Raw genomic sequence first — 25,130 nt, forward strand, 5'->3', positions numbered from 1 at the left:
ATTTTTCCTCTTCGCCTCGACAGCTTAGGTCTCCTGCGTTATCTTTGAGGATAGAGCCTTGTTCACACATTACAAACGACAACGGAGCCTACCATGAAAGAAAAAGAACAATTTGGCGTGAACATGCAGGCACAGCTCGATGAATGGAAACAAAAGGCCGACGAGGCCAAAAACACCGCAGCAGAGCGTGGCGAAGATTTCATGCAGCGCTTGCGGCCCGACCTCGACAAGCTGTCTGACAAGTATGAGGAAGCAAAGTACAAACTGGAACTGCTGCGCATGAGCAGCGAGGACGCATGGGGAGAAATGCGCGATGGCTTTGAAAAAGCCTTTGACGTGTTCAAAGACAGCGTGAACAAAGCCTTCTCCAAGTTCTAGGGCCTGACGTATGCATCTTGTCCACTGGGTCGTGCTCGTCGTATCCGTGGCTGCGTCAACAGTTGCAGCCTGGCACGCACTGCTCTACAAACGCGACCCCAGAGCCGCATGGGGGTGGATCGCCATTTGTCTGATCTTCCCCCTGTTCGGCCCTTTGCTGTATATTCTCTTTGGTGTGAACCGCGTCAGAACCCGGGGCAGCAAGCTCGGCCAAAAGGCACCTTTTGAGCTGCACCACCTGCCACACCCTGCAGATACTGAAATCCTGGCGAATGCGCCCGAGTCCTTCAGACTGCTCGCCAGAACCTCCTTTGCCATTTCCGGACGCCCGCTATTGGGGGGCAATGACATACAGGTGCTACATAATGGTGAAGAGAATTACCCCTTGATGCTTGAAGCCATTGAAAACGCGAACGATAAAATCTATCTCGCCACCTATATCTTTGAAGGCAACGAAACAGGGAAGAAATTCGCAGCCGCCCTGGGGCGCGCAAAAAAGCGCGGTGTGGACGTACGTGTGCTGCTGGACGGAATCGGCAATCTTTCCAGTATACCCAAGGGGAGCAAGGTATTGGAAAAGGAAGGCGTGCCCCTGGCGCTTTTTCTACCGCCCAAATTGTTTCCCCCCTCGCTTTCCATCAATTTGCGCTGCCACCACAAAATACTAGTTGCAGACGCCATCGGCTTCACAGGCGGCATGAATATCGGCGACCGCTACCTGGCAGAAAAGGCCTCCCCGTCCGGGGTTCAGGACATACATTTCAGGATCACAGGGCCAGTAGTATCACAGTTGGAGGAAGTCTTTCTATGGGACTGGGGCTTTGCAACGGGCAAGGAAACAACGCCTCCCGGTGTCCTGCCCAAGCCCACGGGCAATGTTCTGTGTCGCGCCGTGAGCGACGGCCCCAACGAAAGCCATGACAGACTCCCTGCCATCATTGCTGCTGCCTGTTCTTCTGCTAAAAATCGTATCAGCATCATGACTCCGTATTTTCTGCCACCGCGGGAGCTTATCGGCTCCATCCAGAATGCCTCACAACGTGGAGTACAGGTCGAAATCGTGCTGCCTGAAGTCTCCGACCACCAGGTCGTGGACTACGCGACCAGAAACATGCTGTGGGAGCTGCTCATGCACGGGGTGCATGTGTATTTTCAACCGCCCCCTTTTTCGCATAGCAAATTGATGCTCATTGACGACAAGTATTCACTCATCGGCTCAACGAACATGGACCCTCGCAGCCTGCGTTTGAACTTTGAATTTGTGGTTGAGGTGTATGACCCGGGTTTCACCAGGTCATTGCTGGATCATTTCGAGGAAATTCGTCAAAAATCCAGACTGACAAGCCTGGAAGAGGTGGACAGCCGCTCCGTGTTGGTCCGAACACGCGACTCATTCTGCTGGCTGTTCTCCCCCTATTTGTAATTGAGGAGGGCGCTTTGATATTCTTGGCAAGTGTCCTGCTCGCGCTGGTATGCATCCTCCTGGCGCCTGACAATGCCCTGGCCTGGGGGCCGGGTGTCCACATGGCCATCAGCAATCAACTGCTCATGGCCCCGGGCATGCTTGGCCCTGCTCTGGGGCCGCTTCTGGCCACACACCCGCAGCCGTTCATCTACGGCGCCCTTTCAGCAGATATATTCGTCGGCAAAGGGTGCCGTGCGCGCCCTGGCCACAGCCACAACTGGGAAACGGCTCTGGCGCTTTTGGAAACCTCCGAAGCCGACGCTCTCAGAGCTTATGCCCTTGGGTATGCCAGCCATCTGGCTGCGGACGTCATCGCCCACAACTACTATGTGCCAAACATGCTTCGGCTTTCACCTGGAAGCGGCAAGCTTTCCCATGTTTTGGTGGAGATGCAGGCCGACCGCCACATCCAGTGGTGCCGCCGGCAGGCTAGGGGCGCTTTGCGACTCCCCCACAAGGAACAGGACAAGACTCTGCTCGAAGCCTTGAATCTGAAGCGCTGGCCTTTCCTGCTCAAAAAGCAACTCTTCAAAAGCAGTGTGCGCGTAGTGGGCAGCAAGGAGCTCAAGCGCTCTCTGGACAGCCTGGGGCAATTTTTGCCCGTGGTGCCGCCCATGCGCAAATCCACGGGGACGCCGCTTTTTTACAACGGCAGCAATGAGCAGGCCGAGGCCCTTGTTCTACGCAATCAGCAATATTTGCAAAAAATGTTGGATCTGAGTCTGATTCTGGCGCAGGAAGCGGTGCTGCAGCCCTCTGTTTGCCTGGCGTTGGGTTTTGATCCTGTGGGTACTGAAAACCTGGCAGCGGTGCGCAAGCTGGAACGTCTTGACCGAGAGCAACGCATTTTGGACACAGACGAGTGTTTCCCGCTTGCGCCGTCATTGCAGCGCTTTGCACTTGATCTCAAGTCTCTGGAAGAAACCGTGACGCCTGAACAAAGCGGTGTAAAAACGCCATAGCGGATTGCGTGGAAAGCGCTACTTGCCGTGGGCGACAAGCGTTTCTTCGATGATCTGTGTCAGCTTTTCATAGTCAAAGGGCTTGGCCAAAAAGTCATCCATGCCGCATTCCAGGGCCTTCTGGCGGTGCGCGTCGCCGGCAAAGGCGGAAAGACCGACAATGGGCGTGTTGCGCTTTTCAGAACCAACGGCGCCCTGGCGAATGTTTTGCGCCGTGTCCAAGCCGTTCATGTTAGGCATCTGAATATCCATAAGCACCAGATCGTAGTCTTGTTCCTCCAGCGCTTGCAGCGCTTGGATGCCATCCTCGGCCAGACTAACCAGGTACCCCCCTTTTTGGAGTAGGGCGCTTGTGACCTGCTGGTTGATGGGTTCGTCTTCCACCAGCAGGATGTGCCTTTTCCGGGAGGTATCCAGCGTTACTTTCTCTTTCTCAATGGCAACATGCGGTATTTCTCCCGCCACTTTGCAGGGGCAGGTGAAAAAGAAGGCGCTGCCTTGCCTGGGTTTGCTGCGCACCCAGATGCGCCCCCCCATGCGTTCCACAAGCTGTTTGGCCACGGCAAGCCCCAGCCCAATGCCCCCGTAGCGTTTTGTCAGCAGATCTTCAGCCAGGGAAAATGGTTCGAAGATCTTTTCCTGGGAGCCGTGGTCTATGCCCTGCCCTGTGTCCTTCACACTGAAACGCAGGACAAGGTAACCAGCCTTATCTCTGACACAGGCTTCGTTTCCGTTTTCTCTGTCACAGGACACGCCAATGCTGACGCCCCCCTCTTCGGTGAATTTGATGGCATTGTCCGTGAGGTTGAGAAGAACGTGCCCGATCTTTTCCACATCGCCGACCAGCAGTTCGGGCACCCCCGCGCCAAAGGAATAACTGAAACCCAGCCCCTTGGCCTTGGCCTCTCTTGAGAGAGAATCCAGCAGGCCAGCCAGGCGTTTGCGGACGGAAAAGACCTTGTTCTCCACAGGCAGGGCGTTGCCTTCCAACGAAGACAGTTGCAGCAACCTGTTGACGGCGCCCAACAGATTGCGCGATGCGCGCAGGACTATTTCCAGGTGGTCGCGTTGCTCATCGGAAAGCATGCCTCCACCCAGGACTATTTGGGTCATACCAATGATACCATTCAAGGGGGTGCGCAACTCATGGCTCATGTTGCCCAAAAACTTGCTTTTGGCTTTATTCGCTGCTTCGGATTCCTCTTTTGCCTGCTCCAGAGCCTGCCGCACTTCAATCCACTCGGTCACATCCTCCACCTGGATGCAAAACATCACAGGGCGGTCGCCGCCATTACTGATGGCACAGCAATGCGCGCGCGCCCACAGCTGTTCGCCACTGCGATGCAAACAGCGTTTCTCGAGTGTGATTTTTTCAGCAGGATTGTGCAGCAGTTGATCGAAAACGCGGTTAAGCGCCTCCCTGTCTTCTGCAGCCGTAAATTCAATGAAAGGGCGAAACGTGAGTGCTGCGGGCTCATAGCCGAGCATTGCGGCAAAGGCAGGATTGACCTCTTGAATAACGCCATCCAGACTGAGCGTAGCCATGCCAATGGCGGCTTGATCAAACAGAGACCGAAAAACAACGTTAGATGGGGCGGCAGTGTTGCGTTTACTGCCAGTATGTGTGGAACCATTTGTTTTTTCTGGCATTAACTCCCCACTCCCCAGATAATAACGCATCGTCAAATATTCTATCTGCTTCCTTTATTATTTTTATCTCTATTTCTAAACATACGCAATGCCCCCTGCTGCGCTATTGCAGGCATGGCTGCCCCCAATGCGCCAGGCCACGGCATGTACCGCATAACTGACTTTATAAATTGGATTAGAAAGTAACAGCTACCCAGAAATGCAACATCAGGCCTGCTCTGGCTGTGAATTTCTGCGATATGACTGGATAGTAAACTTTGCCACTTCAAACACAGTACGCAGGTTTCCCCAACCGGACAGGGGGGCTTCTTCTTCCTCCTCCACCAGCATCACGGGATTTTTACGCTCAAGCGATACCCCGCCAAGCAGTTTACCCCTGAGGGCCATGGCAGGAGCAGATGCGCCCTTGTCCTCCAGCGTATCGCACAGGTTGCAGGCAACGGCTTGTGGATCTGCAGTAAAATGACAGGCCCGCGCAATATGCTGCACCACATTTATGGGCACATCACCACGTTCATGGGCCTGTTTAAGGACCTCGGCAGCTCCCTCTACGTCCCCGCGGCGCAAGAGGGTCTCCAGACTGCTGCTTATGGGGTCCTTGGCGTCAGGATCGCGCTTTTGCAGTTCTTCATACACCTTGCGTGCATGCCGGTAATCACCTGTTTGCAAGTACGCTTCCGCCGCCACACGCAAGCTTTCCCTTGCCTGCGCAGGATGCCCTAACGCAAGCCAGCAACGCGCCAAACCATGGTGGGCTGCCGGATTCTCCGGCGCCAGCAGCAACGCGGTGCGAAAATAATCCCTGGCGGGTTTGTATTGTCGAGAAGCAAGCAACGCCATGGCCTTTGACATTGCCTCCTGAAGGGGGTCGGGCGCCTCCTCTTCCTGCTGCTTGCCCCAGCCTTCCAGGGCGGCCTCAAAAGCCTGCAACGAGGGCTCAGGCATATCTTCGCACTGTTGCAATCCGTTGTTCGCCATCTGTAACGCGGCCATGACGCTTTTGCTGAACGCTACCAAAGAATACGGGCGCAGCAGATAGCGCGTACACCCTGCTGCCATGGCGCCAAGAACGGATTCGTGTTGATTGTCCACACTGACAAAAAGGAGGGGAACGTTTTGCAGGTCCGGGTGCAAACGAACAAGCCTGACAAAATCAAGCCCGGTCATGTCAGAAAGATGCTCATCGCAAATCACCAGGGTTTGCGGCTGGCTTGTCAGCCTGTATGCAGCCTCCACGCCCGATGTGAACATCTCGGGCTCCTGGCGCAGGACGTTGCGCAGACATTTTCGATCTGTACGGGCGTTGGCTTCATTGCTGCTGAGTATGATGATCCCGAGGTCCTGTCCGACAGACGCGTTCTGCTGCATCGTGATTACCCCTTTGTGGTGTCGCCCACAGCTCCGGGCGCAATGGGTTAATCGTCTGAACCAGCGATTACTTTAGATCTTTATTCATACGAAAACACTCTTTTATACAAATTTAATACAGAGTAAAAAACACATTATTATCAACAAAAAAGCCGCCCTTTCCGTGAAAAGGCGGCTTTACTCTCTTAGAAATTCTACTTTAACTTACTTATACAGATGAATAACTTTTCCTGAGCTGCTTTTTGGCGCCTGCTCTACGGGCGGCGCTTGTTCATCAGGGACAACCCGTTTGTATTCAGTGTTGCATGTCAGGCATTGCCATTTATCACCATGCTCATGCAGGCGAATAAGGAGACCATCCTTATCAAAACAATGTCGGCAAAAAGGGCCTTGCTTGATAGTACCTGTTTTCAGCCAATAGCTGAAGCCATCGTATTCAAGATTTTTGGCAAGATACAGGATGTCTTCATATTCCTGAAGCTGCGTCTTGAGCACTGCGTTTTCGTCGCATGTCTCGATATATTTTTCCTGCAGCTCCCTTAAAATGAGCCGGGCGTTGTCTGTGCGCCCCTGCTCGTAGAGGTCATGCACTTGTTTGAAAAGGTAATAATCCAGCATGGCGCTCCCCTTTGCGGATGATTTTCCCGCAGTAACACCGCGTTCTTCCTTTCTATCGGTTCGCAGCGGCGAAACTTTAGAGCAAAAGAGAAGAAACCATGCCTTACTGTCTTCCCCCTGGATTTTTCCAATTCATTTACATCATTCGTTCATGAATGTGGCCCAGAGTTTCCTGTTGCGGGGGCCGTCAAATTCGCAAAAGTAGATGCCCTGCCAGGTGCCAAGTTGCAAATCGCCGTCTTGTATAATAACAAGTTGCTCGGGACCAAACAAGGAGGACTTGATATGAGCGTCACTGTTCCCTTCCATGTGGCGATAATCCCCGTGATGCGGCACCAACTTGCCCATATTCACCACAATATCGCGTGCGACGGAAGGGTCGGCAGCCTCGTTGATGGTCACTGCGCCCGTAGTATGGGGGCAGAACAGCAGCAAAACACCGTTACGCCAGCCCTTGTCGCGCACCAATTGTCTGACGCGCGAGGTGATATCCACAAGTTCTTCGCGTTGGCCGGTCTTTATTTGCAGACTTTCCATGGCGGCCTCCTTGCTTTTTTATTCGCCCTTGTCGTCAGTAACGCGAAACATGTGCCCCACTGCGGGGTCGTATAGTTTGGAATAACGCGCCTGCCCAGCCTCTGCCGGCAGCACCAGAAACAATGTCTGCCGTTCGATGCCGCGCTCACGCACCACCCCTGCCATCTCTTCAAGGGTCGTCCGGATAATTTGCTGCTCTGGCCAGCCCACACGATGCGCTACAATGACCGGGGTCATACCGGCCACGCCCTCGTTCATAAGTTCCCTGGCCGGCCCTTCAGGCTCCTGGCCAGACAAATACACAGCCAAAGGGGCGCCATGGGGCGCCCAGTCAGCCAAACGCTGCCCTTCTGGCACAGGGGTGCGCCCCGCGGCTCTGGCAATGACCAGACTCTGCGCATCCTCCGGAATGGTCAAAGAAGTTTTGGCAGCAGCGGCGGCGGCAAAAGCGGCGCTGACTCCAGGCACAACCTCATAGCCGATGCCGGCCTGGTCCAGGCCAGCCATTTGCTCTCGAATGGCGCCGAAAAGACCAGGGTCCCCCGTATGCACCCGGGCGACGACACCGCCCTCCCTGGCTGCTTCCACCATCATTGCCACTATTTCTTCCAACCCTAAGGGGGCGGAATCAACGACAGTGGCCCCCTCTTTGGCATATCCAACAATTTCCCTGGGCACCAGGGACCCGGCGTAGATCACAAGATCTGCTTCTTGAATCAGCCTGCGCCCTTTGCAGGTGATAAGCTCAGGATCACCAGGGCCTGCGCCGACAAAATAGACACTTATTTTCATATTCATATCGCAATATTATATTATCGACACCTATCGATATTTACCAACACACCAGTCGGGGGTCATCCTCAGAAGGAAAGACAAAATCCGCTTCAAAAATCCCACCCCAAGCAAGGGGCGAAGCCCTTGCTAACGCCCTACCGTATGGGGCGGAGGCCCACTCTCAAACGCGCTTTTCCGCCCCCCTCTGAAGCAACATCGAAATCCACAATACTTTTAATTACAGTATATTATAAATATCGAAACCTATCGAAACACACTCACCCTTCATGCTTGCTAGCACTGATAATGCTCACTGCATTTTCGGCCTTGAGGTATACATCCTTCCCCAAAGGAGCGCTGTGCGATGCCTGTAGCATGGTGATCTCACAACGCCACCCCGCCTCTTGCAGGTAATTACGCACGAGGGCGATGGTATCCAACAGGATGCAATGCACGACCAATCTGCCCCCTGGGGCCAGCCGGTCGCAAACTACGTCCAGTATCTCCGGGTCGCGCGAAAGCCCTCCCCCGATAAAAATCCGATCCGGATCGGGCAGTTCATCCAGGCAACGTGGCATGGTGCCATGCACGGCCTCCACCTGCAGCGCCTGACAGCGTCTGATATTCTCCCGGATCAGTTGGACCCTGTCGCTGCGTTTTTCCACAGCCCAGACAGTGCCGCTGCCCATGACTGCTGCAGCCTCTATGGCCAGTGCGCCACACCCTGACCCAAGGTCCCAGAGCACATTGCCAGAAACAAGCTGCAAGGCTGCTATGCCTGCGGCCCGTACCGGCCACTTGGTCAGCAAACGATCCTGCACGGCGAAACGCTCATCCGGGATGCCAAGACACAAGGGATTGGCTGGGGGGCCCAAACGTTCGAGCAAGACCAGGTTGAGCCTCGAGAAAGTCTTTTGGCTGGCGGTCGCCAGGTCATACAAATCTACCCGCTCGCGCTCGCTTTCAAGGTCCTCAAAAACCCACATGCGGTAGTTCTCCGACCCTTTGTCCAAAAGCGCCTGGGCAATGGCGGCAGGGATGCTTCTTGCGTCGGTAAGCACCGCCACACGGGTATTACGCGTCAGGGCTTCATACAACATGCGCATGTCTTCACGCCCATGCAAAGAAATGGTCGCCACATCACTCCAAGGTATCTTGGTCCTGGCTGCGGCCACTTGCAGGGTGCTTACATTGGGCATCAACTCCACCCTGCCGGGGCCAAACGCTTCAAGAAGCGTCGTACCTATCCCAAAAAACAGGGGGTCCCCCGTGGCCAACACAACCACGTCCTTGTCATCCTTGTCGTACCCATCCACTGCTTCAATCACCTTGGAAAGGGGCGCCGTCACGGCAAGTTTTTCACCGGGATGATCAGCATAGTGCTGCAGATGGCGCTTGCCCCCGACCAGCACCTGAGCCTTTGCGATGCGTTCCGCAACTTTAGGGGGAAGATCATTTATGTCGAGGCCGAGCCCCACTACGCATATCGGCATTATCTATTCTCCTTTCCACCTCGCAGCCAGCATACGGAAGATTCAATCGCCGCGACGAGGTGCTCATTAACTTGTAGCGAGGCACACGCCAGCTAAGCAAGGATAAATCGCATTCTCCCTGATTTGCCTGCTGTGTTTATTCCATGCAGTGACATCCGCTGCAATGGATTGCGGTGTACGCTGCATGATTGTATATATTGGTACAGAGGAGGTAACCCCAATGGCATTTTTTAGATTTCTCTTTATATCTGTCTTGATTCTAAGTCTTTTCTCTTGCGCAAAGGATGCCGGCGAATTTGATCCTGATACGGGTCTGCAACTGAATGAGTCCGCGAGCGGTCAACAGATCGAGGCGCATGTGGGGCAGACCATTCGCATTTCGCTTTCTGAAAACCCTTCCACAGGCTTTAGGTGGAACATTGAAAAACACGATCCTGCCATTCTTGCACTGCAAAGCAATGAATATGAAAGCGCTGCAGATGCTGTGATAGGCCAGCCCGGGACCAGACATATGGTCTTTGTTGCCCAGAAACCAGGCAGCACGGTATTGGACCTGGCGTATTACCGCCCTTGGGAGCATGTGGAGAAAACGGCTACATGGTTTCAGATAATTGTCCAAGTCATTCCCTGATGACGTCTCAACCTTGTTTTATGAAGTCGGCGCATGAAATCGCCCCCGTCTAGGGCACAGAGTATTCTGCAGACTCCGTGCAGGCCTCTGCGCCCTGACAAAGCCTGAACTCCAGGCTTCTTCTTTACAATGTCACCTGCTGTGGTATTCTGTTCGCAATTGGAAAACCCGCCAATAATCCAGCTTTCCAAAAAGGCATGCTTTCGCAATGGGCTCTCATCAATCCGACGAACAATTCCACGAAAAAGATGTCCCTGTTGCCGTCGTGCGTGGAAACGCTGACCTGCACCAGCTGTTGCAACACAGCCCATTGCCCAACATTGCGCTGGACGCAAAAGGCCGCATCGTAGCGGCCAATACCCTTTGGCAGCGGATGATGGGGGTGGAGCATGAGACCGTCAACGGCAAAGACTTTGCCGCATTTCTTGCTCCCGAGTCCCGGGCACTCTTCTGGGCCCATTTCACCTCTGCTGCAAAGCTGGACGAAATTCCCGAACTGCTCCTTACACTGGTGCGCAAGGATGGCACCTCTGTCCAGATTCGCCACTTCAGCCGCACAACCGGGGGCGATTCCAGCCGTATCATATTTACTGGATGCCAGGAGCAGGATCCGCCCCCGTTGCCCCAGGCCGATGCGCCTAAATCGCTGGACAACTCCCGCTACCAGATGCTCCTTGAACATCAGGGCGACCTGTTGCTGGCTTTTACCCCGGATGGCACCCTGACGTTTGTAAGCCCTTCCTATTGTAAGACTTTTGCTGTTGCGGCAGAAAATATCCTCGGCACCACCTTTGCCCCCAAAGCCTACCCCGGTGACACTGAGCGGGTCCAGGAATCCCTGGCGTCCATAACGCCTGAAGCGCCCACCACCTACCACGAGCAACGGCTGTTCACCGCCAAAGGCTGGCGGTGGTACGACTGGGCGGCGCATGGTGTTTTTGACGCGCACGACCAGCTCGTGGAGATTATCTCCGTTGGCCGCGACTGCACAGAGCGCAAGCAAATGGAAAGCGCGCTGGATGATCTTTTACTTGAACTGGAGCACCGTGTTGAAAAGCGTACGGCGCAACTGGAGGAAGCCAACAACCTTCTGCGCCAAGAAATTGCCGAACGCGCAAGAGCATCTGCCAGACTCGCTGCGTCAGAGCGCAAATACAGGGCTTTGAACCAGAATATGCGCGACGGCTTTGCCGCGCTCACCCTGGATGGGAGAATCATTTCCTACAACACGGCCTTCCGCGATCTGGTGGGCTATGACGACAAAGACCTTGAAAATCTAAAGTGCGAAGAGATCACCCCGTGGCAATGGATTGAGCAGGAGCGCGGCATTATCAACCGCCAGGTGCTCGTGCGTGGGTACTCAGATCTGTATGAGAAGGAATACCGCAGAAAGGATGACAGCATTGTCCCTGTTGAGCTCAGAACTCACGTGACGCTCGATGAAGAGGGGGTGCCAGTGGGTATGTGGTCCATCGTACGCGATATTTCACAGCGCAAAGCCCAGGAAGTCGCCATGCAGGAAGCAAAACGCCAGGCTGAAGCCGCCAGCCAAGCCAAAAGCGCTTTTCTTTCCAAAATGAGCCATGAGTTCCGCACCCCTCTCAATGCCATAATCAACATGAGCGAACTGGCCCTGGATACAAAGCTTGACCAGGAGCAAATCGAGTATATTCAAGCTGTTGCAGCCTCAGGCAAAAGACTGTTGCAGGCGGTGAACAACGTTCTCGAGTATGCCAGCTTTGAAGAGGGCAACATAGAATTCCGCAAGGTAACATTCAATCTACTCGAGGTGCTGCGCTCCATAGTAAAGGCGTTCCATCCCCATGCAGCGTCTAAAGGTCTTTTTTTGGAACTTGCGTTCGCCCCTGCCCTGTCCCGGCATTTTCAGGGGGACCCGCAATGGCTTTACCATATACTTGCCAGCTTGGTGGACAACGCCGTGAAGTATACACAACGGGGTGGCATCCGCATCACGGTCTCCTGCATGGCCGGAATCTGCCCTGTAGAGCTTGATACTGAAGACACGGCAACCAGGGGGGAGCATGCGCCACAAGAACAGCAAACCGTGACGTTGCGCATCGAAGTAGGGGATACAGGGCCCGGAATGACCGAAAAACAATTGGAAAACCTGTTCACGCCTTTTCTCCAGGGAGAAGAAAGCGTGAACAATCATTATGGTGGTTCAGGCATCGGCTTGGCCATGGCAAGGCGCGTATTGACGCTGATGGGGGGCAATTTACGCTGCAAGAGCGTCGGAGGCGTAGGCAGCCGTTTCATCATCGACTTGCCCATGCAACACGGTGTGAAAGAAGCAGCAGAACCCTTTGAAAAACAGGAAACAGAACGTATGACACTTTCCCCAATGCGAGGAAAGGTGTTGAACACGGAAAGCGCACTGCAGCGCTTTGGGGGCGACGCGGTACTTTATTACGAAATCAGTACCGAATTTATAGCGGGCGTAGGCGACCAACTGCAACGACTCCAGGAATTCGCTGCTTCCGGGGATTTTCAGGCATTGTCGCTGCTGGTCCAATCCGTGCGGGGAAACTGCGGCACCATTGGCGCCGAACAATGTTGCAAGCTGGCTATGGATATCGAGGAAAGCGCGTACAACAAAGACGGCGATGCTGTGATTAAACTGGTAACTGAATTGGCCCAAGGGATTGATCTTGTCCGGCAGACCCTTGAAGAAAAGCGCAAGGAGGTAGCAAAGGGATAAAATGCTGGACTGCTTTTTTTAGCGTCATGTACCCATGTTTCAAAACAGGCGCTGGACAAAACCCAAAAAACGTTTATTTTTAAGGTAATGCACGGGCCAGCCCAGATGCATACCGAGCTGGTCCCGGAATCCCTCCCATGGAGCGGGGGCAACTACAGAAAAAGGAGTGAAGCGTATGAACGTACCGCTGGAAATCTCCTTCCGTGACGTCGAAAAAACCCCGGATCTCGAGGCCCTCATCAATAGAAAGGCAGCCAAACTCGAGCAGGTAAGCGACAAGATAACTTCTCTGCGCGTGAGTGTGGAGCAGGATCAGAAAGCGCAGAAGCTGGGAAATCCCTGCCGTGTCCGTTTGGATATCAATGTCCCTCCGGGGCATGAGTTCGCCATCCGTCGTGAAAGCTCCGAAGGCCACCTGCACAAGGACCCGGCCATGCTGCTGCGCGAAGCCTTTGACGCTGCGTGGCGGAAGCTGCGCAAGATCAAAGAAAAGCAACAGGGAAAAGTGAAGACGCACCCTGAACAGGAGACAAACGCCCTGGTGCTGCGTCTCTTTCCTGAAGACGACTACGGCTTCCTCAAAAGCGTGGATGGCCAGGATGTCTACTTTCACCGCAACAGCGTGGTGGAGCAGGACTTCGATGCGCTCAGGGAGGGCGACGGTGTCACCTTCACTGCCGTCATGGGCGATAAAGGACTACAGGCCACCAGCGTCCATATGTCAAACCGCCCCTCCAAGTAATCGATACCAGTAAGTTATGACCACATAACGCGTCCGCCCCTTTTCTTTGGGGCGGGCGGGCTTTCTTTTTTATCATCAGGAGACACCATGTTCGAGACTCGCTGGAAACTTTTCAAATTATATGGTTTCGAGGTTTCCCTCGATCCGAGCTGGATTGTCATTGCCGTGCTCGTGACCTGGTCCCTGGCTGAGGGATATTTCCCTCGCGCATACCCCAACGCCGGCGCCTTTGCGTATTGGCTCATGGGCGCGGCAGGTGCGCTGGGTCTGTTCGCGTCCATTGTTTTTCACGAATTCTGGCATTCTTTTGTGGCCCAAAAGTATGGCCTGCCGATGAAAGGCATCACGCTTTTCCTTTTTGGCGGCATGGCGCAGATGGAAGAAGAGCCCAAGAACGCCAAGACGGAATTGCTCATGGCCGCGGCCGGCCCCTTGGCCAACATCGTACTTGGTTTCGTCTTTTACGGACTCTCAGAACTCATGGCGCCGGACCTCACCCTGCAGACCTTGGATCAGGGCAGCCAGATTGCCAAGGGCGCCGCAGACGCCATCCCGGAAATCCTGCTGTACCTGGCTGTCATCAACTGGATTCTGGCGGCATTCAATCTGTTGCCGGCCTTTCCCATGGATGGCGGACGCATTTTGCGCTCCACACTGTGGATGCTGAAAAAAGATCAGCACTGGGCAACGCGCATAGCCACGTCCATAGGTGTTGGGTTTGGCTGGGGGCTTATCGCCCTGGGCCTGCTGAACATCTTTGGTGGCAATGTCCTTGGCGGCGTCTGGTACACGCTTATCGGCGTATTCCTTTCCGGCGCGGCCAGGGCGCAATCCCGCAAGCAGGAGTCCCAGTACACGTTCCAGCAGCGCAAAGTGGGAGACCTTATGAGCTCCGATCCCGTGAGTCTGGACGCCACCACAACAGTGAGTCATGCCCTGGACAATGAACTCAAGGAGCATGATTACAAGTTTTATCCCGTTCTCAAGGACGGGGCGCTGGCAGGGTGCATAGCCACACGCAGAATACGGCAGATACCACCGGAGGAACGCGACACCACACTGGTGGGCGACATGATAAGCGCCTGCAGCAGGAACAACGCGGTAGCGCCCGGAGCCAGCGCCGCCGATGCCTTGCAGATCATGCAGACAAACGGATTGCAGCGATTGCTGGTTGTGGAAAACAACGATCTTGTCGGCGTGGTCACGTTGCGCGACCTCATTGGCGAGCGAGACTGGCTGGAACGGTTGGGCTAACACTTTCGACCGAACAAGGAGGTTGCGGCCTTTTGCTCCTCGCCTGGCTGACGCAGATCAGGAATACCTGTCCAAAACGTTGCCGAGTGCATCGAGCTCCAGAGGTTTGATGAGGCAATCATCCATGCCGGCCGCCATGAATCGCTCTCGGTCGCTTTGCATGGCGTAGGCTGTCAACGCCACAATGGGGATTTTGGCATTGTGATTGCCGGCCTCGCCGCTTCTGATGGCCTGGGTGGCCTGCACGCCATCCATTCCCGGCATTTGCACATCCATCAATACCAAAGTGTAATCGCCTGTTTGCAAGCGTTCGAGCGCTTCCTCTGCTGTGCTGACGACTTCATACTCCCACCCAAAGTGTTCTAACATCCGTGATACCGTCAACGCACTCACGGTATCATCTTCCGTCACCAAAACACGATTCCCAGAGCCAACCGCCATTGCCGCCTCTTTTGGTGCAGCTTCGCCAACGGCAATTGGCTGCTCAGGCGTATCGCCTTCCTTAAAGGGAAGTGTGACGCGCATGGTTGTTCCATGCCCTTTTTCACTTTCTACGCGAATTTCCCCCCCCCATCAATTCAAGCAGGCGGTTTACGATGGCCAACCCCAGGCCCGCCCCTTGGTAGGAGCGAACATACGACTGTTCGATTTGTGCAAACGGCTGAAACAGCTCATCAATGCGCCCTTTGGGCAAGCCAATGCCCGTATCGGTAACCGTGAAAACGACCTGCAGGCGGCCTTGAGCGTCTTTTCCATCAGGGGAAACCACAACGCTGACCCCCCCTTTACTGGTGAATTTCACTGCATTGCCTACAAGGTTGTACAGCACCTGCCTGAGCCTGGTTTCATCGCCGACAAGGCTCTCTGGAAGCTCTTTGGAAAACTCCACACTGAGCTCAATACCCTTTTCACGCGCCGCCAGCCCAAAGACATCCCTGATGGATTCACCAAGATCCTCCAAAAAGAACGTCTCCTCCTGAATGACCATTTTTCCAGCTTCGATGCGGGAAAGGTCCAGGATATCGCTCAAAAGCCGGGTCAAACGTCCGGAGGACTTGACCGCGGTATGCACGTATTGCTGCTGGTCAGCGTTCAGCTCAGTGGTGGAAAGCAACTGCAGCATGCCAAGGACGCCATTGAGAGGGGTGCGGATTTCGTGACTCATGTTGGCCAAGAACTCTGACTTGGCCCTGTTGGCTGTTTCCGCAAGCTCTTTGGCCAGCTCCGACTCCTCCTGCGCGCGTTTTCTTTCTGTTATGTCCAACAGTGAGGCGACACGGTTGATGCCATCCGGCATGATTTCCACCTGCACCAGGCAATCCCGGTACTGGTTGTCCCGCGTGATGAAGCCAAAGTCGTAGGTATCTGGAATGTCATAGTCTTCAACGTTTTTCGCGGTGCGCTTGGAATGGTAGTCCCGCATCCGCGGTATGTCCTTTTCGGCAACAAAGTCCGACCATTTCATGCGACCTTCGATTTCTTCGCAACTGTATCCCGAAAGCTCGGCGAACATGGGGTTGCAGGCCGAAATGATTCCATCATCTCCCAAAACAATGGTGGCCGAGCCGGTATTTTCGAACAGACTCCTGAAATACGCTTCGCGTAACTCCAGCTTTTCCTTGGCCTCATTCAGCGTCTGCATGCCTCTTTTGATGCGCATAAGCAGCGCATTGATGGTCTCGACAAGGGAGCCAAGCTCGTCTTTTTCATGCATTCTGGGACAGGGCAATGGCTCGGCATTGAAGACCTCAGCATCGCGTTCTGCGAGATTTTTTTCGATTCGAATCAAAGGGCGGGTCAGGTACAGATAAAAAACAAGGGAAAGCACACCTGACAATAAGGCGTAAAAAGCAAGCGTGCCAAGAATTTCATAAACAATCAGATCATGTAGCTCACTCGCCACATAGGCATTGTTCATCTCAATGGTCAGGTAGCCTACCTGCACACTTTCTTCATAAAGGGGCAACACCTTCTTGGCATCCCAGTCTGGAATAAAAAACGACGTTAAAAAGGTTTCGCCACTCCGCACGCTGCGTTCCCGTTTGGCAAGCTCGGTACCAAAATCATCCACTATACTTGCTGATTGCACATAGGGCGATTGCATCAGCCCGTCCACGGCGTCATTGGCCAGCCTCTGGTCCAAAATATACGCAGCATGGCCCGCAGCATCGGCAACAGCGCCGGCCAGATGCTGTACGCCCAGGTCGATTTCGTGGAAACGCTTGTCCAAGTGCAGGGAGATACGCACGAAACCTATCAGCAAGCTGACGACAAGTCCGAGCAAAACCACATTTGTGGTCAAAACGAGATTGAGTCGGCGTTTGCTTTGCGTCATAGGTTTTTTCTTCTCAGAAACTGGCTCAAACTGCTTTTGCATCGTGCACGCTTCACATGGGGGAGCTTGCCCCACTCACATACTAGCGGTCAGCAAACAAGGCATCGAGAGTGCCGTCTGCGCGCATGGCGGCCAAGGTAGCGTTTATTGCGTCCATGCAAGCAACAAGCGGCGATTTGCGAGATATCCCCATGCACCAGTCATAGGTGGATACCGGTTTTGCAGAACAGGCGATCAAAGCTTTCCATTCAGGATGCTTTTCCACTAGCCCCTTAAAGGTAGTTTCATCTTCCACTATCAAGTCTACACGCCCCGCCAAGAGTAGCTCCAGGCTCTTTTCAGAGCTCGATGAGTATACAATCTTGTATTCAAGGAGCTCGCTGGCTTTCATAAAGTCTGCGCCGTACACATAGCCTCTCACCAGCCCTATGGTATACGGCTCCAAGGACTCGTAGTTCTGCCATGAGAAATCTGCATGGCGCTGGGGCAGGTAGCAGATAACCTCCTGATTGACGAGAACCTTGTCCGTAAAAGCAAGGTATTCACCACGTTCCTCAGACGGAATGAGCAGTGCGACCCCGTCCGCCTTTCCATACTCAAGCGTCTTGAGTGCCCGCGCCCAAGGCATCAACTGCACGTTCACATCAATTTTCATACGACTGAAGAGTTCTCGTAAAAAATCGATTGTAATCCCCTCCTCAGCCATGCTCCCAACTTCCCCCAGGATATATGGGGGGTAGGGTTCATCCACAAAAAGCACTTTTTCAGGGCATGTGGCCGCAGCCCACGCAACATGCACCGGCAACAGTACAAATAGAGCGAACACTACCACTGCAATCAGTTGCTTCTTGAATATATTTTGCATGACGTTCAATTACCACCTATTTTTTAAAAATATATTTCTACTCTATTTTTCTCCCTTCTTTCATACCCTAAACCTTTACCCTAAATACAACTGCATGCTATTATTTTATCGGCCTTAAAAACTAAAACGGCTGTACTGCAAAGGAGCAAACCATGCACCCCGGAATCCGGTCTTTGGCTACAATCGTTATTGCCACCTTTTTCTGTGGCCTACAGGCCTTTGCAATCACACCTTTTCCAGGAGGCGTAGCCATGGCAATGACACTTGACTCGCCGGCTTTTAAAACCGGCTCGCCAATTCCAAAAAAATATTCTTGTAAGGGGGAGGACCTTTCGCCAGCTTTGCATTGGGGCGCTGCGCCACAAGCAACTGCTAGTTTTGCCCTCATTATGGACGATCCCGACGCACCAGGACGCACGTGGGATCACTGGCTGCTTTACAACATTCCCCCGGGCATCTCTTCTCTGCCAGAAGGCGCCGGCAGCAATATGCCGCCAGGCATACAGGCCGCAAAGAATTCATGGGGGCGCAACGACTACGGCGGCCCTTGCCCTCCTTCGGGCACCCACCGGTACTTTTTCAAGCTCTATGCGCTTGATACCGTACTCGATATCCCCAGATCCGCCGGCAAAAGAGAACTGGAGGCCGCCATGCAGGGGCATATTCTGGATACAGCCGAAATAATGGGCACATACAAGAAATAACGAGCCCTTACGGCTGTTCAGGCTTTCTGGGAAAGGGCGTCGCGCTCTTCGTCATAATCCGCGTATTGCAGCGCCGTTTGCCTGAACGCCTCCTGCAACTCCAAAAAAGCCTCCACAAGGTCGGGGTCGAAATGCGTGCCCTTACCTTCTGCGATGATGCCCACTGCCTTGGAATGCGGGAAGGGCGGTTTGTAGACACGCCGGCTGATGAGCGCATCATAAACATCCGCAACAGCCATAAGACGCGCCGCAACCGGGATGTCGTCCCCTTTGAGTCCTTGCGGATATCCTGAACCGTCCCATTTCTCGTGATGGCCATACGCGATTTCCCTGGCCAGCCGAAGGAACGAGTTGCCGCCAAGCTTTTCCTCGGCCTTGGCCAGGCTGTCGCGACCATATACAGCATGGTGCTTCATTTCCTCGAACTCTTCCGCTGTCAGCTTGCCTGGCTTAAGGAGTATCGCGTCCGGCACACCAACTTTGCCAACATCATGTAAAGGTGCGGAAAGATACAGCAAGTCAACGATCTTTGCATCAAGTTGCGGTGCAAAGCGCGGATGACTTTGCAAGTGTTCGCCCAACAGACGAACGTAATTCTGCGTCCGTTTGATATGCCCCCCAGTCTCTGGGTCACGGCATTCCGCCAGGGTGGCCAGGCTTTCGATGGTCACCTCCTTGGTCAGGGCCAATTCCTGAGTTCGCTCCTGCACGAGCTCCTCAAGTTGATCCCGGTGGCGCTTCAACTCGATTTGATTATGCACCCGCGCCTTTACAAGGCCAGGGCGGAAAGGTTTGGTAATATAATCCACAGCGCCCAGCCCAAGCCCTTTTGCCTCATCCTCTTCCTCAGCCAGGGCGGTGATAAATATGACGGGGATGTCCTTGGTGCGCACATCCGCCTTGAGCTTCTCGCACACTTCGTAACCGTCCATGCCGGGCATCATGATATCCAGGAGAATAATATCGGGCGTTGGTGACGTCTGCGCAAGCTGCAGCGCCTTTTCACCGTTCTTGGCGGCAACGATGGCGTATACGTCCTTCAATGTTTCCATGAGAACCTGGATGTTCTCTGTGGTATCGTCGACGATGAGAACCTTGTTTTTTTTCATGCGACATCTCCTGTATCCTGCGCTCCTTTGAACTGCTCTTCCAGGGACAGAGCTGCGGCGCGGGCTTCTTCCGTATCAAAATCATCCATGGCCTGTTGCAATCGCCGCACGTCTGAAGCGAACGTCTGGTGCTCGCCCGCAAGGTCGTGCAGCTTTTGCACAGCGTCCATGGCCTCTCCCAGGTCACTGTCCAACTTCCCGGTTATATCTTCCAATAATGAAAGCGCAGCCGTGATATCGGCTTGCGTCATTGTACGTGATCCGCCTTGTTCCTTGTCCTGCTGCAGTTCCAATGTTGCAAGGGAGTCCAGAACCACGGACAAATCTGTGGCCATGGCCCTCACAAGGGGCTCCACGTCTTCCAAATCGCCTTTGAGCCCTCGCTCGAGTTCAGCCGCGCTTGCTGCAAGCGCATCCATGCCCAGATTGGCGGCAACCCCTTTTAGCGAGTGGGCCAGCCTGGTCGCGTCTTCGGATTGCGCATCTTTGCGTGCAGTGCGTATGGCATCAGGCAGGCCGACGTATTTATCACCGAACTGTTGCAGCAACTTCCTGTAAAGATCGCGATTTCCCGAGGCCCTGGCCAGGCCGCTGCGAATGGAAATGCCAGGAACACCTTCCAAGGGCAGGGTATCCTTTTCCAGCTCTTTGAAATGCTTCTCGGTTGCAGAGACATAGCCCTCTGGAAGCTCGCGCTCTCCCGGCTCAATCCATTGCACCAGAGCATCATACAATTCGTTGGGATCAATGGGCTTGGTTACGTGCCCCATCATGCCGGCCGCCAGACTTTTTTCCTTGTCACCAGCCATGGCATGAGCGGTCATCGCCACCACAGGTACCCGCCCTCCTTTTTCGGGGGGCAGTTTACGTATTTCCTGCGTGGCGGTCAGGCCGTCCATGTGCGGCATCTGAATATCCATAAAAACCAGATCATAATCCCCTGACTGTACTGCCTCCAAGGCTTCCTGCCCGTCATTGGCCACCGAGACCACCATACCGGCCTGCTCCAGCAGTTCGACAGCAATCTGCTGATTGATTTCGTTGTCTTCGGCCAACAGGACGCGCGCCCCCTTGATTTTGGAAAGTTCCGCAGGGCCTTTGAGCAGGTTGCTTTTCTTGCGCCCTTTGATGTCCTCGGTTTTGCCGAAAAGCTCCATGATGGTGTCGAAAAGCACCGACTGATTCACTGGTTTTACCAAAAAGGCCTGCATACCCGCGTCCTCGGCCTGGCGTATGACCTCATCCCGCCCAAAAGCAGTGACCATGAGGACCTTTGGCATTTGCCGCAGCTTTTCTTCGGCAGCCATGCGTTTGGCCGTTTCTATGCCATCCATGCCCGGCATTTTCCAATCAAGTATCACGAGCTTGAACGGATCACCCATTTCTGATGCTTCGAGCAGAATATCTATGGCCTCAGGGCCGGCGCTTGCAGTGGTAACGCGGAATGTCATGCTGCGCAGTGCTTCTGCAAGGATGGTACGCGCGGTGACACTGTCATCCACTACCAGCGCCTTGAGGTTGCGCAGGTCTATCGCAGGAACATAGCGTTCCGGCTGTGGTTTTTCCGCCAGTTCGAAACGCGCAGTAAAAATGAAGGAGCTGCCCTCGCCGGGCTGGCTTTCCACGCGGATGCTTCCCCCCATCATCTCAACGAGACGCTTGGAGATCGCCAGGCCCAGGCCCGTGCCACCGTATTTGCGCGTCGTCGAACCATCCGCCTGGGAAAAGGACTGGAACAGACGCGACATCTGCTCCTCGTTCATGCCAATGCCTGTATCCTTGACAGTGAAGGTGAGCGCAACCTCCTTTTCTTCCAATTGCGCCACCGCAACTGCAACCAGAATCTCGCCCGATTCGGTAAACTTGATTGCGTTCCCTGCCAGATTGGTAAGCACCTGTCCGAGCCTGAGCGGGTCCCCCTTGAGCAGCAGCGGGACTTCCGCAGGAAGGTTGAAAAGCACTTCCAGCCCTTTTTCCTCTGCTTTCAGGGAAACGACATTGGCCAGTGCGTCCAGTACTTCATCGAGCTGGAATCGAATGACCTCCAGATCCAGTTTACCGGCCTCTATCTTGGAGAAGTCAAGAATATCATTGATTATGCCGAGCAGATTGTTTGCGGAAAATTGTATCTTGGAGACATAATCATGCTGTCGCGCCGTCAACTCGGTCTGCAAAACCAGGTGGCTCATACCGATGATGGCGTTCATGGGCGTGCGGATCTCATGGCTCATTCTGGCCAGAAAATCCGACTTCGCACGGGTGGCCTCCTCCGCCTTTTTCTTGGCTTCCTCCAGCTCAGAAATATCCACGATAACGCCCAGCATGCCTCCCCGGCGACCGTCGCTGAAATCGAATGTCGCCACCCAATAGAGCACGTGGTGCATCTTGCCATCGGCAAACAGTATGGGAAATTCGTGACGCTGAAAGCCGCCTTCCGTCAGCAGTCTGGTGTCCTCTGCGTGGTAAGCCTTGCGGTCTTCTTCCGGCAGGTATTCAAGGTCCTCCACCGTCTTGCCGGCCAGATATTCCCTTTCAATGCCAAAGGCTTCCTCGTATGCCCTGTTGCAACCCAGAAACGTTGCGTCCGTATCCTTTATGAATATGGGATTAGGAATAGTATCGATGAGCGCAGCCTGGAACATGAGCTGATCCTGCACTGCCTGCTCCGCCTTTTTACGCGAAGAAATGTCATCCACCACCCAGATCACCCCCCGCGTCAGATCGGGGGGCATTTCGGTGTCCATGGCCTTACCTGAAAGCGAGCACCATACCGCTGTGCCGTCCCTGCGACGCAGCCGCATTTCCAACTGCACATGCTCGCCAAGCTCTATTCGAGGATAGTAATCCCGACCAAAAGACTGGAAGTTTTCCTCGCTGATATGCAGTTCTGACAGGTCCATGCCCACAACTTCCTTGGGAGATGCATACCCCAGAATTGCAGCCAGCCGGGCGTTGCAACGCTCCAGCACACGACCGTGAGAGAGAAGGGCGATGCCCACCTGGGCATTATCAAAAATCAGCTGCAACTCCTCTCGAATTCTTTTTACAACCTCTTCGACCTGTTTGCGCTCCTTGATCTCTGCCGCCAGCTTTCGATTCCACCGCAGAATCACACCAAGTATGATCAGCGCCAATGCCGCCACCAGAAGGCCCATGCGCCAGACAGCTCCCCAGTCGATTTTTGACTGCACGCGCACGTTGACCCAGCGGTCATAGTAAGACTGCCGCACCTGTTTTGGTATTGTCGCCAAGACCCGGTCCAGGAGACTCACCAGCCCGGGCCAGTCCTTGCGTACGGCCATGGCCAGTTCAAAATTATAGGGTGTTGTAGCTGCGACTTTGAGGCCATCGAGATTCTGGGTCCTGATGGTGTAGGTAACAGAGGCAAGATTATCGAAGGCGGCGTCCACGCGGCCTTCCACCACGGCTTCCAGACAATCGGCAAGGGTTTCATAGGTGTGAATATCAATGACAGGGTAATCATTTTCCAGAAATTCCTGGCTCATATACCCCGCAACAACTGCGATCCGACGCCCCACCATCTGGTCCAGTCCCGCCACAAAAGGAGCATCCTCCTTTGTCACCAGAATCATTGGCATACTCATATAAGGGCGCGTAAAGTTCATGTATTCTTCTCGCGCCGGAGAAGGCGTCATGCCCGGGATCACATCCACTTTCCCTGCTTTTGCCTTTTCTATCACCTCGCTCCATGCCAGCCCTTGCAGCGGTTCCATGGAAAGTCCCAGCTCCTGGCTCACCTTCTTCACGTACTCGGAGACAACCCCCAGATACTCCCCTTTGTCGTTCAGCGCCTCGAAAGGCAGCCATGCGGGATCAACACCCAGGCGCAAATCATGGTGCTCTTGCAGCCAGTTCTTTTCCTCGTCGCTCAGCACCACCTCTGCATTAAAATCTGCATCTCTTCCTATGTAGAGTTCCTGGATATGCTGCACTTCCTGCTCGGTGAGCGTATCCAAGCCCTTTTGCAGAATATCACGTAAAAGTGGGGCGCTTTTACGCACCCCCATGGCCAGCTCCATCGGCTTTTCATCCATGTAGCCGGCCAGTTGTATACCCTGAATCATATAACGGTCGATCAGATAGGCGGCAGCGGCATGGGTGCCGAGGTAGGCTGCCGCCCTTCCGGAACTAACGGCCTTCAACGCATCCAAGGGGGAATCCACCAGCAGTTGCTCAACCTGGGGGTAGTTTTCCGACAGAATATCAGCCATGAAAAATCCTTTTTCCACGGCCACGATTTTGCCTGCCAGATCATCTGCGCTTTTTACATCCTTTGTTGCGCTCCCCACCCAGATGCCAATCAGTGAAGACAAATAGCTTTTTGTAAAAAGGTAATGTTCTTCTCTTTGCCTTGTCGGGCTCATGCCGGGGCATACGTCCAACTCGCCCTTCTCCAGTTTCTCTTGCAATACAGGCCATTCATCCACTTCATATTCAACCTGCAGACCCAGCCGTTTGGCCACCATCCGGAACACATCCGCGGCGATCCCTTCATAGCTTCCTTTGGAATCAAGGTATTCAAAAGGGGGCCAGTTCTTGGTCGCCGCAACTTTTACAACCGGATTTTTCAGCAGCCAGGTAATTTCTTCCTGACTCAACCGCCCCTGCGCAATACCAGCGGATTCACCTGTCCAGCGACGCAGAATTTGCTGCATTTCAGGGGGCGTCACCGTTGCGAGGGCCTTATCCAGAATGGCAGCGAGCTCCGGCCAATCCTTGCGAACGCCAATGGCCAACTGCGAGCCTGTCTTCTCGAGCGTGCCCATGACCTCAAGGTTGGTGAACAATTGCTGCGCTATGACATATGTTGCAACAGAGCGGTTGCCTGCGTAGGCGTCAGCTTCGCCCTTGGAAACCGCAGCCAGGCAATCTGCGGTGCTCGCATATTCCTTTACGGTGATGTCGAGAGCCTGCTCTTCAAAATACTTAACGTTGATGAACCCTTTTTCGATGGCCAGGGTTGTACCGCGCAACGCCGCTTCGTTCCCATAGTAAGGGCCGCCCTTTCTGCCAACGATGACATGGGGAATCACCAGATAGGGGGGCGTAAAATTGAAATAGGCCTCGCGCTCCGGCTTGGGGGAAATGTCCATGAGCGCATCCAGTTTGCCCATGCGAACGACCGCCATATTTTCCGTAAAGGGGCCCGCCGTGATATACACCTGAAAGCCAACTCGTTTGGCAAGCAGCTCAATCACATCCACACCAACGCCGACGGGGTCGCCATTCGGCCCTCTGAAGTCCAGCGGGGGCCAGGCATCCATCACGCCGACACTGAGCAGCGGGTGCTCTCTGACCCATTCCCGCTCTTGAGGCGTTAACTTTTTTTGAAAGGAATCTTCCGCTGCCAATACAAGGTGGGGCGCCGACAATAGATACACCAGGAGTATCAATACATAAGCTGGAGCTCTCATCTTGCGTAACATATGCATAGCCTGCATCACCCTGTATTGAATAAGGTTCTACTGCTTCAAAAAACGTGCGCCACTCTGCGTACAATTGAGT

19 protein-coding genes are annotated in these 25,130 nt (G+C 54.1%); 8 read left to right on the forward strand and 11 right to left on the reverse strand.

Annotation, left to right across the window (positions count from 1 at the left end):
- Nucleotides 1-93 precede the first annotated feature (93 nt).
- The 3 genes from ACZ5EH_RS05265 to ACZ5EH_RS05275 are packed head-to-tail and all read left to right on the forward strand — an operon-like array spanning nucleotide 94 to nucleotide 2,805.
- Nucleotides 94-378, forward strand: a complete 285-nt coding sequence (locus ACZ5EH_RS05265) for a sll1863 family stress response protein (RefSeq protein WP_464277085.1) — start codon at nucleotides 94-96, stop codon at nucleotides 376-378.
- Between the two features lie 10 nt (nucleotides 379-388).
- Entirely contained in the window at nucleotides 389-1,801 is a 1,413-nt protein-coding gene (gene cls / locus ACZ5EH_RS05270; RefSeq protein WP_464277086.1) for a cardiolipin synthase, read from the forward strand.
- 14 nt (nucleotides 1,802-1,815) lie between these two features.
- Nucleotides 1,816-2,805 (forward strand): zinc dependent phospholipase C family protein, encoded by a 990-nt coding sequence (locus ACZ5EH_RS05275; RefSeq protein ID WP_464277087.1) that lies wholly within the window; start codon nucleotides 1,816-1,818, stop codon nucleotides 2,803-2,805.
- 18 nt (nucleotides 2,806-2,823) lie between these two features.
- Here ACZ5EH_RS05275 and ACZ5EH_RS05280 read toward each other — a convergent pair whose 3' ends face one another.
- The 6 genes from ACZ5EH_RS05280 to cbiE form a co-directional block, all read right to left on the reverse strand.
- The gene (locus ACZ5EH_RS05280; RefSeq protein WP_464277088.1) at nucleotides 2,824-4,455 is read right to left on the reverse strand and encodes a response regulator; all 1,632 of its coding nucleotides are present in this window, start codon (nucleotides 4,453-4,455) and stop codon (nucleotides 2,824-2,826) included.
- A gap of 207 nt (nucleotides 4,456-4,662) precedes the next feature.
- A complete protein-coding gene (locus tag ACZ5EH_RS05285; protein ID WP_464277089.1) occupies nucleotides 4,663-5,823 on the reverse strand; it encodes a tetratricopeptide repeat protein in 1,161 nt (386 codons plus the stop codon).
- A 204-nt stretch (nucleotides 5,824-6,027) separates the two neighbouring features.
- The gene (locus ACZ5EH_RS05290; RefSeq protein WP_464277090.1) at nucleotides 6,028-6,441 is read right to left on the reverse strand and encodes an RING finger protein; all 414 of its coding nucleotides are present in this window, start codon (nucleotides 6,439-6,441) and stop codon (nucleotides 6,028-6,030) included.
- A gap of 141 nt (nucleotides 6,442-6,582) precedes the next feature.
- Nucleotides 6,583-6,978 (reverse strand): secondary thiamine-phosphate synthase enzyme YjbQ, encoded by a 396-nt coding sequence (locus tag ACZ5EH_RS05295; protein ID WP_464277091.1) that lies wholly within the window; start codon nucleotides 6,976-6,978, stop codon nucleotides 6,583-6,585.
- A gap of 18 nt (nucleotides 6,979-6,996) precedes the next feature.
- Complete coding sequence (cobM, locus tag ACZ5EH_RS05300; protein ID WP_464277092.1) at nucleotides 6,997-7,770, reverse strand: precorrin-4 C(11)-methyltransferase; 774 nt, start codon at nucleotides 7,768-7,770, stop codon at nucleotides 6,997-6,999.
- A gap of 260 nt (nucleotides 7,771-8,030) precedes the next feature.
- The gene (gene cbiE, locus ACZ5EH_RS05305) at nucleotides 8,031-9,245 is read right to left on the reverse strand and encodes a precorrin-6y C5,15-methyltransferase (decarboxylating) subunit CbiE (protein ID WP_464277093.1); all 1,215 of its coding nucleotides are present in this window, start codon (nucleotides 9,243-9,245) and stop codon (nucleotides 8,031-8,033) included.
- 220 nt (nucleotides 9,246-9,465) lie between these two features.
- On the opposite strand from cbiE, the gene ACZ5EH_RS05310 reads away from it, so the two are divergent.
- From ACZ5EH_RS05310 to ACZ5EH_RS05325, 4 genes are all read left to right on the forward strand, one after another.
- The gene (locus ACZ5EH_RS05310) at nucleotides 9,466-9,876 is read left to right on the forward strand and encodes a protease inhibitor I42 family protein (protein ID WP_464277094.1); all 411 of its coding nucleotides are present in this window, start codon (nucleotides 9,466-9,468) and stop codon (nucleotides 9,874-9,876) included.
- Between the two features lie 208 nt (nucleotides 9,877-10,084).
- Complete coding sequence (locus ACZ5EH_RS05315) at nucleotides 10,085-12,595, forward strand: PAS domain S-box protein (protein ID WP_464277095.1); 2,511 nt, start codon at nucleotides 10,085-10,087, stop codon at nucleotides 12,593-12,595.
- Nucleotides 12,596-12,770: 175 nt separating this feature from the next.
- Nucleotides 12,771-13,337 (forward strand): HPF/RaiA family ribosome-associated protein, encoded by a 567-nt coding sequence (locus tag ACZ5EH_RS05320; RefSeq protein ID WP_464277096.1) that lies wholly within the window; start codon nucleotides 12,771-12,773, stop codon nucleotides 13,335-13,337.
- 87 nt (nucleotides 13,338-13,424) lie between these two features.
- Nucleotides 13,425-14,591: a site-2 protease family protein gene (locus ACZ5EH_RS05325; protein ID WP_464277097.1), complete on the forward strand. Its 1,167-nt coding sequence runs from the start codon at nucleotides 13,425-13,427 to the stop codon at nucleotides 14,589-14,591.
- A gap of 57 nt (nucleotides 14,592-14,648) precedes the next feature.
- Here the strand turns inward: ACZ5EH_RS05325 and ACZ5EH_RS05330 are convergent, their stop codons facing one another.
- The 3 genes from ACZ5EH_RS05330 to ACZ5EH_RS05340 form a co-directional block, all read right to left on the reverse strand.
- On the reverse strand, nucleotides 14,649-15,116 hold the full coding sequence (locus ACZ5EH_RS05330) for a response regulator (protein ID WP_464277098.1): 468 nt from the start codon (nucleotides 15,114-15,116) through the stop codon (nucleotides 14,649-14,651).
- 19 nt (nucleotides 15,117-15,135) lie between these two features.
- Complete coding sequence (locus ACZ5EH_RS05335) at nucleotides 15,136-16,926, reverse strand: PAS domain-containing sensor histidine kinase (protein ID WP_464277099.1); 1,791 nt, start codon at nucleotides 16,924-16,926, stop codon at nucleotides 15,136-15,138.
- Between the two features lie 82 nt (nucleotides 16,927-17,008).
- Nucleotides 17,009-17,791: a substrate-binding periplasmic protein gene (locus ACZ5EH_RS05340; RefSeq protein WP_464277100.1), complete on the reverse strand. Its 783-nt coding sequence runs from the start codon at nucleotides 17,789-17,791 to the stop codon at nucleotides 17,009-17,011.
- A gap of 251 nt (nucleotides 17,792-18,042) precedes the next feature.
- Between ACZ5EH_RS05340 and ACZ5EH_RS05345 the strand changes: the two genes are divergently transcribed.
- Nucleotides 18,043-18,495 (forward strand): YbhB/YbcL family Raf kinase inhibitor-like protein, encoded by a 453-nt coding sequence (locus ACZ5EH_RS05345; RefSeq protein WP_464277101.1) that lies wholly within the window; start codon nucleotides 18,043-18,045, stop codon nucleotides 18,493-18,495.
- Between the two features lie 17 nt (nucleotides 18,496-18,512).
- Here ACZ5EH_RS05345 and ACZ5EH_RS05350 read toward each other — a convergent pair whose 3' ends face one another.
- Together ACZ5EH_RS05350 and ACZ5EH_RS05355 are read right to left on the reverse strand one after the other, a co-directional pair.
- Nucleotides 18,513-19,604 carry an HD-GYP domain-containing protein gene (locus ACZ5EH_RS05350; protein WP_464277102.1) on the reverse strand — a complete coding sequence of 364 codons (1,092 nt, stop codon included), beginning with the start codon at nucleotides 19,602-19,604 and terminating at the stop codon, nucleotides 18,513-18,515.
- Nucleotides 19,601-25,006, reverse strand: coding sequence for a transporter substrate-binding domain-containing protein (locus tag ACZ5EH_RS05355; RefSeq protein WP_464277103.1), 5,406 nt, complete (start codon nucleotides 25,004-25,006; stop codon nucleotides 19,601-19,603). The genes ACZ5EH_RS05350 and ACZ5EH_RS05355 overlap by 4 nt, the downstream gene beginning before the upstream one ends.
- Between the last annotated feature and the right edge of the window lie 124 nt (nucleotides 25,007-25,130).

The organism is Desulfovibrio biadhensis (genome assembly GCF_055388615.1).

Bases quoted from the DNA above. Each gene is read 5' to 3' on its own strand.
- cls (WP_464277086.1), top strand. From the start codon at position 389: ATGCATCTTGTCCACTGGGTCGTGCTCGTCGTATCCGTGGCTGCGTCA.
- ACZ5EH_RS05345 (WP_464277101.1), top strand. From the start codon at position 18,043: ATGGCAATGACACTTGACTCGCCGGCTTTTAAAACCGGCTCGCCAATT.
- cbiE (WP_464277093.1), bottom strand. From the start codon at position 9,245: ATGCCGATATGCGTAGTGGGGCTCGGCCTCGACATAAATGATCTTCCC.
- ACZ5EH_RS05295 (WP_464277091.1), bottom strand. From the start codon at position 6,978: ATGGAAAGTCTGCAAATAAAGACCGGCCAACGCGAAGAACTTGTGGAT.
- ACZ5EH_RS05265 (WP_464277085.1), top strand. From the start codon at position 94: ATGAAAGAAAAAGAACAATTTGGCGTGAACATGCAGGCACAGCTCGAT.
- ACZ5EH_RS05320 (WP_464277096.1), top strand. From the start codon at position 12,771: ATGAACGTACCGCTGGAAATCTCCTTCCGTGACGTCGAAAAAACCCCG.
- ACZ5EH_RS05335 (WP_464277099.1), bottom strand. From the start codon at position 16,926: ATGACGCAAAGCAAACGCCGACTCAATCTCGTTTTGACCACAAATGTG.
- ACZ5EH_RS05350 (WP_464277102.1), bottom strand. From the start codon at position 19,604: ATGAAAAAAAACAAGGTTCTCATCGTCGACGATACCACAGAGAACATC.
- ACZ5EH_RS05290 (WP_464277090.1), bottom strand. From the start codon at position 6,441: ATGCTGGATTATTACCTTTTCAAACAAGTGCATGACCTCTACGAGCAG.
- ACZ5EH_RS05315 (WP_464277095.1), top strand. From the start codon at position 10,085: ATGGGCTCTCATCAATCCGACGAACAATTCCACGAAAAAGATGTCCCT.
- ACZ5EH_RS05310 (WP_464277094.1), top strand. From the start codon at position 9,466: ATGGCATTTTTTAGATTTCTCTTTATATCTGTCTTGATTCTAAGTCTT.
- ACZ5EH_RS05340 (WP_464277100.1), bottom strand. From the start codon at position 17,791: ATGCAAAATATATTCAAGAAGCAACTGATTGCAGTGGTAGTGTTCGCT.
- ACZ5EH_RS05280 (WP_464277088.1), bottom strand. From the start codon at position 4,455: ATGCCAGAAAAAACAAATGGTTCCACACATACTGGCAGTAAACGCAAC.
- ACZ5EH_RS05285 (WP_464277089.1), bottom strand. From the start codon at position 5,823: ATGCAGCAGAACGCGTCTGTCGGACAGGACCTCGGGATCATCATACTC.
- ACZ5EH_RS05330 (WP_464277098.1), bottom strand. From the start codon at position 15,116: ATGCGCGTCACACTTCCCTTTAAGGAAGGCGATACGCCTGAGCAGCCA.
- ACZ5EH_RS05325 (WP_464277097.1), top strand. From the start codon at position 13,425: ATGTTCGAGACTCGCTGGAAACTTTTCAAATTATATGGTTTCGAGGTT.
- cobM (WP_464277092.1), bottom strand. From the start codon at position 7,770: ATGAAAATAAGTGTCTATTTTGTCGGCGCAGGCCCTGGTGATCCTGAG.